At 69.6% G+C, this 11,487-nt stretch carries 11 protein-coding genes, 1 tRNA gene and 1 pseudogene; 3 read left to right on the top strand and 10 right to left on the bottom strand.

Going from position 1 to position 11,487, the window contains the following annotated elements; genetic code table 11:
* Positions 1-71 precede the first annotated feature (71 nt).
* Positions 72-1,202: an N-acetylmuramoyl-L-alanine amidase gene (locus JOE46_RS00260; RefSeq protein WP_097213643.1), complete on the bottom strand. Its 1,131-nt coding sequence runs from the start codon at positions 1,200-1,202 to the stop codon at positions 72-74.
* A gap of 196 nt (positions 1,203-1,398) precedes the next feature.
* Here JOE46_RS00260 and murJ point away from each other — a divergent pair, with 196 nt between their 5' ends.
* Positions 1,399-2,994 (top strand): murein biosynthesis integral membrane protein MurJ, encoded by a 1,596-nt coding sequence (gene murJ / locus JOE46_RS00255; RefSeq protein ID WP_097213671.1) that lies wholly within the window; start codon positions 1,399-1,401, stop codon positions 2,992-2,994.
* Positions 2,995-3,064: 70 nt separating this feature from the next.
* Here murJ and JOE46_RS00250 read toward each other — a convergent pair.
* The 3 genes from JOE46_RS00250 to JOE46_RS00240 form a co-directional block, all read right to left on the bottom strand.
* Positions 3,065-3,137, bottom strand: a tRNA-Ala gene (locus JOE46_RS00250).
* A 158-nt stretch (positions 3,138-3,295) separates the two neighbouring features.
* The gene (locus JOE46_RS00245; protein WP_097213644.1) at positions 3,296-4,036 is read right to left on the bottom strand and encodes a DsbA family protein; all 741 of its coding nucleotides are present in this window, start codon (positions 4,034-4,036) and stop codon (positions 3,296-3,298) included.
* 36 nt (positions 4,037-4,072) lie between these two features.
* Positions 4,073-4,561: a MauE/DoxX family redox-associated membrane protein gene (locus JOE46_RS00240; RefSeq protein WP_097213672.1), complete on the bottom strand. Its 489-nt coding sequence runs from the start codon at positions 4,559-4,561 to the stop codon at positions 4,073-4,075.
* A 36-nt stretch (positions 4,562-4,597) separates the two neighbouring features.
* Between JOE46_RS00240 and JOE46_RS26185 the strand changes: the two genes are divergently transcribed.
* Positions 4,598-5,341 carry a VIT1/CCC1 transporter family protein gene (locus JOE46_RS26185; protein ID WP_097213645.1) on the top strand — a complete coding sequence of 248 codons (744 nt, stop codon included), beginning with the start codon at positions 4,598-4,600 and terminating at the stop codon, positions 5,339-5,341.
* Here JOE46_RS26185 and JOE46_RS00235 read toward each other — a convergent pair.
* The 6 genes and pseudogenes from JOE46_RS00235 to JOE46_RS00210 form a co-directional block, all read right to left on the bottom strand.
* A pseudogene (locus JOE46_RS00235) lies at positions 5,327-6,523 on the bottom strand (MFS transporter); the annotation flags it as partial. The gene JOE46_RS26185 and the pseudogene JOE46_RS00235 sit on opposite strands and share 15 nt — an antisense overlap.
* 34 nt (positions 6,524-6,557) lie before the next feature.
* Positions 6,558-8,201, bottom strand: coding sequence for a phosphoglucomutase (alpha-D-glucose-1,6-bisphosphate-dependent) (gene pgm, locus JOE46_RS00230; protein ID WP_097213673.1), 1,644 nt, complete (start codon positions 8,199-8,201; stop codon positions 6,558-6,560).
* A 43-nt stretch (positions 8,202-8,244) separates the two neighbouring features.
* Complete coding sequence (gene crcB / locus JOE46_RS00225) at positions 8,245-8,601, bottom strand: fluoride efflux transporter CrcB (RefSeq protein ID WP_245221191.1); 357 nt, start codon at positions 8,599-8,601, stop codon at positions 8,245-8,247.
* A 5-nt stretch (positions 8,602-8,606) separates the two neighbouring features.
* Complete coding sequence (locus tag JOE46_RS00220; protein ID WP_077043584.1) at positions 8,607-8,945, bottom strand: DUF190 domain-containing protein; 339 nt, start codon at positions 8,943-8,945, stop codon at positions 8,607-8,609.
* A gap of 1 nt (position 8,946) precedes the next feature.
* Positions 8,947-9,351: a fluoride efflux transporter CrcB gene (gene crcB / locus JOE46_RS00215; RefSeq protein WP_097213674.1), complete on the bottom strand. Its 405-nt coding sequence runs from the start codon at positions 9,349-9,351 to the stop codon at positions 8,947-8,949.
* A 9-nt stretch (positions 9,352-9,360) separates the two neighbouring features.
* Positions 9,361-10,002: an LON peptidase substrate-binding domain-containing protein gene (locus JOE46_RS00210; RefSeq protein WP_306455754.1), complete on the bottom strand. Its 642-nt coding sequence runs from the start codon at positions 10,000-10,002 to the stop codon at positions 9,361-9,363.
* 114 nt (positions 10,003-10,116) lie between these two features.
* On the opposite strand from JOE46_RS00210, the gene JOE46_RS00205 reads away from it, so the two are divergent.
* Positions 10,117-11,319 (top strand): lipase family protein, encoded by a 1,203-nt coding sequence (locus JOE46_RS00205; protein ID WP_097213648.1) that lies wholly within the window; start codon positions 10,117-10,119, stop codon positions 11,317-11,319.
* Positions 11,320-11,487 lie beyond the last annotated feature (168 nt).

Genomic DNA, 11,487 nt, shown 5'->3' with positions numbered 1-11,487 from the left:
GACCTCCCGTCTCGACCGGCCACCCATCTTAGGTCGGTCGAAACGGGTTCGAGTGCGCCCCTGTCGGGCGATCAGTTCTCGGCGCCCTGCGCCGTCAACGCCTCGAGCAGCCCGCTCAGCAGATTCGAGACCAGCCCCAGGTTCTCGCCGGTCGCCAGCCCGGTGAAACCGCCGAGGCCCAGCTGCTCGAGCAGCGGCTGCAGCAGCACGAGCACCTGGCTGAGCCCCGCGTCCGCCGGGGCGGCCTTCTCGGTTGTCGTCGCGCTCGGGGGTGCGGGCTTCGTGGTGGTCTTCGTGGACGGCGTCGACGGTGTGGCCGGCTCGACGGCCGTCGCGGTCGTCGTGGGCGCAGCAGCCGTGGTGGTGGTGGTCGTGGTCGCGTCGGTTCCCGTGGCAGGCGTCGAGGCGACCGTCCCGCCCTCCATCAGGAAGTTGACCGCGCCGGTGGTGATCGCGATCGCGTGCTTGAGCCGGCCGTCGAGGCTGTCGAGGACCGCCGAGTCCTCGGGGTTGGACCCGTTGCCCATCTCGACGAAGACCAGCGGGACGGTGGTGAGCGCGGGACCGGCCACATCGCCGCGGGTCTGCAATCCCTCGACGACCCCGGCGTAGTTCGCGGGCGTGAAGCCGTTCTTGACGTAGACGTCGCGCATCGCCCGCGAGGCCTCGAGGCCCTTACCGGACTGCGCCTTGTCGACGGCCGGGTCGGGCACCGGCAGCTCCGGAACGATCATGTGGAACCCGCGCCTGCTCGCGTCCGCCTCCGCGGTGGTGGAGTCGGCGTGGATGCTGATGGCCAGGTCCGCGCCCGAGTCGTTGGCCGCCTTGGCTCGCTCGTCCACGCAGCCGCCCCAGCCGGAGTCGTCCTGACGGCTGAGCACGACCTTGGCGCCCAGGGTCTCCAGGCTGGTCTTCACCAGCTGCGAGACGTCCCAGTTGATCGTGTGCTCGGCGAGACCGCCCTGGCTGGTCATGCCGGTGGTCTGGCAGTCCTTCTTGCCCCCGCGGCCGTCGTCGACCTGCCTGGAGAGGTTCTCGGAGTGGGCCGTGCCCTGGTGCCCGGGGTCGAGGAAGACCGTCTTGCCGGTCAGCGGCGTCTCGGCTGCGGTGTCGGCTGCGGGTTCGGCCAGCGCCGCCGCGGGCAGCACCATCGCGGTCAGGGTCGCCGCGGCAAACCCGGCCATCATCGTGGTCATCTTCATCTTCGGGATGGGCGCCGGGTGCGGGTTGGTCCGCGGGCGCCGCTCTCCTTCCACACAGGTAACACCAGTCACTCAGGTCACATTCGGCACCAAGTGAAACAGATGTTTCGCCGACAGGCGAGGATCCGCGGCAACCGTTGGGTTTCCGTGACCTGACGCCCGGGTTCCCCGGGCACGCGCCGTGCGGTGGGGCACCATGGATCGCGTGGGGGACATTCAGAGCACGCTGGCGCGCTCGACCGGCGCGGTCGCGACCGCGACCGTGGCAAGTCGCGCGACGGGTTTCATCCGCACGCTCGCGCTGGCGGCCGTACTGGGCACCGCGGTGGTCGGCGATGCGTACAACGGGGCGAACAGCCTGCCGAACATGGTCTACGAGCTGCTGCTCGGCGGGGTGATGAGCAGCGTGTTCGTGCCGGTGCTGGCGCGGGCCCGGTTGCGCGGACGCGCCCATTCGCGCGAGTTCACCCAGCGCCTGCTGCTGGCCACGATCATCGGTGCCGCCGTGGCGACGGTGGTCGCGGTGCTGTGCGTTCCTCTGTTGGTCGGGGCGCTGGTGTCGGATTCGGACCAGTCGAAGTTGACGACCGTGCTGGCGTATCTGTTGTTCCCGGAGATCTTCTTCTACGCGCTCGCGGCGACGGTGACCGCAGTCCTGAACGTCCGCGACAGCTACGTGCCGGCGGCCTGGGCGCCGGTCCTCAACAACGTGATGGTCCTCGCCACGGTCGGCATTTTCGTGCTGGTGCCCGGCCCGATGACGTTGACACCGTCTTCGATGACCACCGCACAGGTATTGGTCCTCGGCATCGGCACCACAGCCGGCATCGTCGGACAGGCCTCGTGGACGGTCGTGGCACTGCGCCGGACCGGATTCCGGTGGAGCTGGCGGGTCCGGCCCCTGCCGTACACGTGGAGGCCGGTGCGCGTCGGGGCCGGCCTGCTCGGCTGGATCGTGGCCTATGTCGCGATCAGCCAGGTCGGCGTGACGTTCGTGCTGCTGGTGGCCTTCGACCACGGCGGCGTCTCGACCTACACCTACGCGGACCTGTTGTTCCAGGTCCCGTACGGAATCCTCGGTGTGTCCCTGCTGACCGTGCTCACCCCGCGCATCGCCCGCGCCGTCGCCGACGACGACCGCGGCGCACTGATCGCGGACATGGGGCGAGCCGCCCGGTACTCGGTGGTCGCGCTGGTCCCGGCCGCCGTCGCGATGACCCTGCTGGGACCGATGCTGACCACGGTGATGTTCATCGGTCGCGTCGACGTCGACGCCGCGCGGCTCATCGGCATCTCGCTGGCGCTGTCGGCGTTCGGACTCGCGCCGTTCGCTCTGGTCATGCTCCAGCTCCGGGTCTTCTACGCGGGCAACGACATGCGGACACCGGCGCTGATCAACGTCGCGATGGTGGCGACGAAGATCGCCGTCGTCGCGCTGAGCGCGGCCACCCTCCCGAGCCAGGTGGTCGTGGTGACGCTGCCGGTCGCGAGTTCCCTGTCCTACCTCGTCGGCGCCGTGTGCGGACACTTGGCGCTGCGACGCCGCTACGGGCTGCTCGGCTTCCACGCCGTGCTCGAGACGTTCACACGCGTGCTGTGGGCATCGGTCGTCGCGGGCCTGTTCTGCGTCGCGTCCGTCGGGCTGTCCCATCGGTTCATCGACAACCCGCGCGAGGCCGCGGCGGTCACGCTGCTGGCGGCCGCGGCCTTCGCCGTGCCGGCGTTCCTGCTCGCCGCCAGGACGATCGGCGTGCCCGAGGTCCGCCACGCCAGGTCGCTCCTGCTCGGCTGAACCGCGACATCGGCTGAACTACGACAAAACCCTCATCTCGCGGTTCGCGAGATGAGGGTTTTGTTGTGGGTGGAGCTAAGGGGACTCGAACCCCTGACCCCCACACTGCCAGTGTGGTGCGCTACCAGCTGCGCCATAGCCCCGTATTCGGTTGTTTCTCCGCACCGGAGTGCGTGCTCCTCCGTGCTCGAAGAAAGTTACACCATTGCCACTCCGGCCAACAAATTGCCTGGTCAAAGCCTACTCGGATGGAGCGAGGGGCGGGCGGCTCGCTCTCGCCGTCCGCCCCTCGCGACCCGAGTCAGTTCAGCTCGGCGACCCAGTTCGGATTCCCGAGGGCATCGATCATGGTGCCGTTCACGATGACGGTGGGCGTTCCGGCCGCACCGCTGGCCGCGAGCGCCTCGCGGCCCTTCTGCGCCGCCGCGGCGGCGTCGTTCACCTTGGCGCCGTCCGAGATGCACGCCACCGCGGCGTCGTTGGCGCCGGAGTCCTTGGCGATCTGGGCCAGGTCCGCATTGGAGTGATCCGAGGAGCCGTTCTCCTTTGGCTGGTTCTCGGGCGAGAACAGCGCCGCGTGGAACTTGGAGTAGGCGATCGCGTCGCCGCTCTCCGCCACGCACATCGACGCGGCCACCGCGCGGGTCGAGTAGTCACCGCTGGCCGAGAGCCGGTTGAGGAAGTCGAGGACGTGGTACCGCACCGCGACCTTGCCCTCGTCGACCTTCTGCGCCAACTCCTGGCCGTTCGTGTTCTCCAGCTCGGCGCAGTACGGGCACATCGGATCCTCGAAGACGTCGATCGTGGTGGCCGCCTCCGGCTGACCGATCCGCACGGCGCCGTCCTCCTGCACCGCCACCTGCACGGCCGAGTTCGACACGGCCCCATAGCCCTCGTTGCGCGGCTTGCTGCGGTTGCTCTGCCAGATCACCCCGCCGATCACGACAGCGGCGATCACCAGGATCGCCAACCCTCCGAGAATGTACGTCGACCGACTCGACGTCGGCTGCAGAGAGGTGACGGGCTTGTTCTTCGCATTCACAGATGCAGTCCTTCGCTCCGAGAGTCAAATGTGGCTTTACTCTGCCATCTCATGCTGAGCGGGCACTGAGAGTGCGGGCCTCGATCCGGGCCCCAGCGCGAACGGGCTGCGGGGGAAGACGGTGAGCCACGCGGCCATGGCGAGGAACCCGACGTCGCGGGCGATCTCGCGGGCGTAGTCCCAGCCGTCGACATCCGCGGCCCCGCCGCCACCGAAGCAACCGCAGTCGATGGACAGCCCGCGCGCCCACACCGAGATGATCACCCCGATCAGCACCACGAGTAGCAGCGCCGACGCGATCGCCGCGATCCGGACCCCAAGGCCGATCAGCAACAACAGTCCGAGCGCTATCTCGAGGAACGGCAGCGTGTTCGCGACCGGCCGCACCAACGACTCCGGCAGCAGCTGGTAGGCGCGCACGGCGATCACCGTTCCCGCCGGGTCTGCGGCCTTGAGCACTCCCGAGATCAACCAGACGGCGGCAAGCCCGAGCCTGGCGAGCAGGCTGACGATACGAATCCACACCTGGCCCACGGTACCGATCGGCGTAGATTCACCGGTATGAGCGAGCCGCAGCCGGGGCCCGACGCCACCGAGAACGCGCTCCCCCATGAGTTCGATCACACCCATTCGAACGTGTCCGGCGGCTGGCTCCGGGCGGCGACGTTCGGCGCGATGGACGGCCTGGTCACCAACACCTCGCTGATCGCAGGCGTCGGCGGCGCGGGAGTCGACGCGCACACCGTGATCCTCAGCGGCGTCGCAGGCCTGGTGGCAGGCGCGTTCTCCATGGCCCTCGGCGAGTTCGCCTCGGTCTCCACCGCGAACGAGCAGATCGAGGCGGAGGTGAAGGTCGAGACGCGTTCGCAGGCCCGCTACCCCGAGGCCGAACAGGCCGAACTGGTCGAGACCTTCACCGCGATGGGGATGAGCGAGGCGACCGCGGAGGCCGCGGCCGCCGAGGTACACAACGACTCCGCACGCGCGGTGAACATCCACCTCACCCACGAGCTCGGCGTCAACCCAAGCGAGAAGCCCTCACCGCTGGTGGCGGCCGGTTCCTCGTTCCTGATGTTCTGTGTCGGCGCGATCATCCCACTGATCCCGTACCTGCTCGGATTCGAGTCACTCGTCGCCGGGCTGACCGTTGGCGGGATCGGCCTACTGATCGTCGGCGCGATCGCGGCGAGCTTCACTGCGAAGTCGAAGGTCCGCGGTGCGCTCCGGCAGCTCGCCTTCGGCGGGATCGCCGTCGCCGCCACCTACCTGGTCGGCGCGCTGATCGGGGTCGGCATCCCCGGTTGACGCCTGTGGGATGGTCCGCGGCGCGACGAGCCAGAACGCGATCGGGAGCAGCATCAGCGCGCCGGTGACCGCGAAGGCCACCCCGTAGGACAGGTACTGGGCCAACACCCCGGCCACCAGCGGACCGGCCACCACCCCGACGTCGGAGGCCATCTGGAAGGTGGCCAGCACCGGACCGCCCCTGGCCTTGGAGCCGATCACGTCCGCGACCGCGGCCTGCTGGGCCGGGTTCATCAGCCCGGACCCCACGCCCGCGACGAGCGACAGCGCGAGGAACACCAGCAGGTTCTCGCTGAATCCGAGGAGCATCGTCGCCGCCCCTGCGACGGCCAGCCCGGCCAGCACGAACGGCCGCCTGCCGCGCACATCCGACATCCGGCCCGCCGGGATCTGCACCAGCGCGTTGCCGATCGCGTACACGGTCAGCGCCACACCCGCCAGCGCTGTGCCCTGGTCCAGCGCCTCGACCACGAACAGCGGCACCATCGCGACCCGAACGCCGAACGACACCCAGCCGTTGGCGAAGTTCGACACCAGAGACGCGCGGTAGGTCGCCGACGCCAGCGCCTCGCGCAGCGTCATCGTGACGACGTGGCCGCCCGAATCCGGTGCGGCCAATGCGGACTCGCGCAGGCTGAGGTACACCACCGCCGCCGCGATCAGCAGCGCCACGGCGTAGATGAGGAACGGGGCGCGCAGCCCGAAGCCGGCGAGCGCGCCGCCGACCAGCGGCCCGCCGATGGTGCCGAACAGGAAGGACGTCGCATACAGGCCCGACACCCGCCCGCGGATGCCCGGCGGCGTGATCCGGATCAACAGTCCGAGCGCGGACACGGTGAACATGGTCGACCCGATGCCGCCGAGCGCCCGGAACAGCAGCAGCTGCCAGTAGCCCTGGGCGAAGGCCACCGCACCGGACGAGACCGCGACGATCAACAGCCCGGTGAGATACGTCGGGCGCTCCCCCAACCGCTGGACCAGCGCCCCACTGAGAGGCGCGAACAGCAGTCGCATCAGGGCGAACACGCTGATCACCGAGAACGTGGCGATGTACCCGACGTCGAAGCTGCGGGCGAACTGCGGCAGCGCAGGGGCGACGATGCCGAACCCGAGGGCGATGACGAAACTGGCGGAGACCAGGACCCAGATCTCGCGTGGCAGCTTATTTGCGGTGGTATGCATGATTGCCACCGATCCTAGCCAGCGGCGCAAAGGCTCAGGCGTCTGCTCCCAGCGCCCGCGCCACCAGCTCCCGCGCCTCGTCCTGCACCTGGGCGAGATGCTCCCCGCCCCTGAACGATTCGGCGTAGATCTTGTACTTGTCCTCGGTACCCGACGGCCGCGCGGCGAACCAGGCGTTCTCCGTGCAGACCTTGAGCCCACCGAGCGCCGCACCGTTGCCGGGCGCCGCGGTGAGCGTGGCGGTGATCGGCTCGCCCGCCAGCTCGGTCGCGGTGACCTGCTCCGAGGACAGCGCCGCCAGGGCGGCCTTCTGCTCTCGGGTGGCGGGTGCGTCGACCCGGGCGTACTCGGGGCTGCCGTACCGCTGCGCCAGCTCGGCGTACCGGGCCGCGGGCGAGCGCCCGGTGACGGCGGTGATCTCGGACGCCAGCAGCGCCATGATGATGCCGTCCTTGTCCGTCGTCCACACCCGGCCGTCGGTGCGCAGGAACGATGCCCCGGCGCTCTCCTCGCCGCCGAAGCCCAGCTCACCCGTCAGCAGGCCCGGCACGAACCATTTGAACCCGACGGGTACCTCCACCAATTCCCGGCCGAGACCCGCCACCACCCGATCGATCATCGATGAGCTCACCAAGGTCTTGCCGACCTTGGTGCCCGGCGCCCAGCCTGGCCGGTTCGCGTATAGGTAGTCGATGGCCACCGCGAGATAGTGGTTCGGGTTCATCAACCCGCCGTCTGGGGTGACGATGCCGTGCCGATCGGCGTCCGCATCGTTGCCGGTGGCGATGTCGAACCGGTTCCGCGCCCCGATCAGCGAGGCCATCGCGTCCGGGGACGAACAGTCCATCCTGATCTTGCCATCGGTGTCGAGGGTCATGAACCGCCACGTCGCATCCACCAGTGGGTTCACCACCGTCAGATCGAGGCGGTGGCGCTCGGCGATCGCGCCCCAGTAGTCGACGCTGGCACCGCCGAGCGGATCCGCGCCGATCCGGATGCCTGCGTCGCGGACCGCGTCGAGGTCGACCACGTTCGGCAGGTCGTCGAGGTACGTGGCGAGGAAGTCGTAGGGACGGGCTGCGCTCGCGAGCGCCGCGGCGAGCGTGACCCGCTTGACCCCGACCAGGCCTGCCGCGATCAGCTCGTTTGCGCGGGCCTCGATGGACGCGGTCGCGGTGCTGTCTGCGGGGCCGCCGTGTGGCGGGTTGTACTTGAATCCACCGTCGCGTGGCGGGTTGTGCGAGGGCGTCACCACGATGCCGTCTGCCGGTGCGGCCGTACCGGAGGCGTTGTGCCGCAGGATCGCATGACTGACCGCTGGGGTCGGGGTGTAGCGGCCGCCGGAATCGATCAGCACCACAACGTCATTGGCCGCGAGGACTTCGAGCGCGCTGGTCCAGGCGGGCTCGGAGAGCGCGTGGGTGTCGCGGCCGAGGAACAGCGGTCCGGTGATCGACTGACGTGCCCGATACTCGGCGATGGCCTGCGTGGTGGCGAGGATGTGCGCCTCGTTGAAGGCGCCGTCCAGGCTGGATCCGCGGTGCCCTGAGGTGCCGAACGCGACCCGTTCGTCCGGGTTCTCCGGATCGGGGATGCGGCTGTAGTAGGCCGTCACCAGCTGCGCGAGGTCCTCGAGATCCTGCGGCTGGGCAAGCGTGCCCGCTCGATCGTGCGCCACGGCGCGCCTCCTCGTTCGGTGATTGTCGGTCATGGCCATTCGATCACGCGAGCGCGGCGTGCGCGACGGCGAACCCCAGTGCCGCGGCGGCGATCCCGGCCGCGACGCTGACCACGATGTTGGCCAGCGCGTACAAACGCACCCCGTCCTCGACGAGCCGGACCGTCTCGTAGCCGAAGGTGCTGTACGTGGTCAGCGCACCACAGAATCCGGTGCCCACGAGGGCCATCACCTCACCGCCATGGGCGGCGCCGCCGACCAGCGCACCGAGGATCAGCGACCCGATCACGTTCACAGTGAGGGTCCCCAACGGGAACGCGCTGTCGGTGCGGGAACCGACGGCGCGGTCGAGCAGGAAGCGCGTGGGCGCGCCGACCATGCCGCCGAGGACGACCAGCATCACCGTCACGGCCGGTCCTCGGTGAAGTGCACCCGCTCGACGCCCTCGAGGGTCACGGTGGCCTCGGTGAGCAGTTCACCGATGCCGTCAAGGAACCCGCGGATCCGCTCCTCGGTGTCCACCGCGACCACCAGCAGCGGCAATCCGTCGGCCAGGTCGAGGAGCCTGGTGGTGTGGATGTGCGCGGACGCGCCATACCCCTCGACACCCCGCCACACACTGGCACCGCTCAGCCCGGCGGCACGGGCGCGCTTGACGATCTCCTGGTACTTCGGCTTGTGATGCCAGAGGTCGTCCTGCCCGAGGATGATCGACAGCCGCATCTCCGTGCGCGAGTAAGACATGTCAGCTTCCTTTCCCGGCGACGGCACCGGTGATGAGCCGCGCGCCCCACACTCCCACCAGGACGGCGGCGAGCGCCGCGATCACCGTCCCGAAGAGATAGCCGAACGCGATCGGATAGTTGCCGGACGCCAGCAGCCCCCGCACCTCGACCGCATAGGTCGAGAAAGTGGTGAAGCCGCCGAGCACCCCGACCCCGAGGAACGGTCGCAGCAACCGGTGCGCCGTCCAGACCTCGGTAATGAGCACCATGAGGATGCCGATCAGCAGGCAGCCGGTCACGTTGGTGATCAGCGTCGCCCACGGGATCTCCCGAGTGGGCATCGCGTGCGCGATGCCGTATCTCGCGAGCGCACCGATCCCGCCGCCGAGCGCGACCACCGCGAGTAGCGATCCCTCACCGCGCATGTCGATCACCTACTCCGACAGCCTGAACCGCACCGCGGCGATCACGTCGCCGAGGGCCTCGGCGAGGACCATCAGACGTTCGCCCGGCCCGGGCGCCGACAGCAACCTCAGCCGATCCACCGCGACAAGCGGGAGGGTCGCCGCGAGGGCGTAGACGCGGTCGCCCATCTCACCCGGCAACTCGTCCAATTTGGGAAACCCCGGTACCGGGATGCCACGCACCGCCGCGGACCTGATCAGCAGCCCGCCGAGTTCGTCCACCAGCGCGCCGACCTCGTCGATCGAGTCCGACCCGAAGTCCGAACCCTCGTCGGGCCACGGTTCCACGTCCGCCCGCGGGTAGGGGTTGTCCGGCAGCCAGCGGCGCACCCGGATGCGGCCCTCGCCGACGCAGCCGAGCAGCAGTCGCCCTCCCTGCACCCGCTCGTAGTCGACGATCCGCGCCACGGTCCCGATGTCGGCGCGCTCGTCGCCGCCGCCCACCTCGTGGCCGCGGGTGATGAGGACCACGCCGAATCGCCGGAGGTCCGGGGACGAGGTGAGGTCCTCGACCATCTCGAGGTAGCGCGGCTCGAACACCTGCAACGGCAGCAGCTCACCGGGGAGCAACACGGACCCGAGCGGGAACATCGGCAGAGCATCCACGGTCACAGCATGCCCTCGATCCGGGTGTCGCGCCGATAACCGCGAAAGAGCGCGCCGATCTTCGCTAGTGTGAGCTGCGTCATGGTGCCGGTTTCTCCCACCATTCATCGGAGGCTTTCGATGAGAGTCACACTCAGAGATTCCGCTTCGGCCCTCCTCGCGGCACTCGCGCTCGCCATCTCACCGGCGATCACCGCGCCGCCCGCGGCCGCACAGGCCCAGCCGCTGATGCCCGCGCCCGACCCCGACCCCTTCTACTGGGCGTCGCCGGACCTGGCCGCCAGGGCGAACGGCGACATCCTCCGCAGCAGACCGGTCGACGTCTCCCGGTTCGGGAACGCGGACGGCTGGCAGATCGCCTACCGCTCCACGAACTCGTCGGGCCACCCGGTTGCCGCCGTGACGACCGTCCTCGTCCCGCGCGGCGGAGTGGACCGGCCGCTGCTGTCGTACCAGGCCATCATCAACGCACTCGGGACCCGATGCGGACCGTCACACACGTTGTTCAACGGACAGCTCCAAGAGGCCCCGGTGGTGAACCTCGCACTGATGCGGGGCTGGGCGATCGCCCTGCCCGATCACCTCGGCCCGACCAGCGCCTACGGCGCCGCCAGGCTGGGTGGTCAGATCGTCCTCGACGGGGTACGAGCGGTGCAGCACCTGCCCGAGGCGAGGCTCGGTCACAGCCCCGTCGGGCTCGCCGGCTACTCGGGCGGCGGGATGACCAGCGGCTGGGCGGGTGCCCTGGCGCCGACCTACGCCCCCGAACTCCCCATCGTCGGCGTCGCGGCGGGCGGCGTCCCTGCGAACCTCAGCGAGCTCGCGAACGGGCTCGGGACCGCGCCGCATCCCCTGTTCGGCCTCGGCTTCGCCGCCACGCTCGGTCTCGAACGCGAGTACCCGTCCTCGATCCCGTTGGCCAGCGGCCTCACCGGCGCGGGCCTGGCCCTGCGCGACCGGATCGCCAACGCCTGCTCCCAGGAGATCATCGACGCCGGAGCAAATCACAGCGCGGCAGAGGTATCCGCCGATCCAGCCAAGATCAACGAGCCTGCCGTGCGGGCGATCTTCGATGAGAACAGCCTGATGATGTTCCCCGGACTCCCCCGGGCACCGGTGTACGTCTGGCACGGCAACGGCGATCAGCTGGCCCCCCTGGATTCGATCGCGGCGACCGTCGGCAGATACTGCGCGGCCGGTGTTCCTGTCCAGTTCAGCGTGTTCCCCGGAGACCACGGCCCGACCAGCATCGAGGGGCTACCGGGGGTGCTCGGCTGGCTCGACGGCAGGTTCGCCGGTCAGCCCGCGCCGAGCAACTGCTGAGGTCGGCGGCGTGACGTCGGGTGCGCGATTCGTGGCTCACCCATCGACGACTCGGCTGCCCTCGACGTCCTGCAAGGGGCGAGCACCTACCACGTGTACATCCTCGCGGGCCTGAATTCCGCCCGGCCGGACCTCGGGTCGGCGGCTATCTCACCGAGTTCGGGGAGC

It is taken from the genome of Rhodococcus sp. PvR099 (genome assembly GCF_017833315.1).
Lineage (GTDB): Bacteria > Actinomycetota > Actinomycetes > Mycobacteriales > Mycobacteriaceae > Rhodococcus_G > Rhodococcus_G oryzae.
Note: the sequence above shows the minus strand (reverse complement) of the source record. Positions and strands in the feature narration are given on the sequence as shown.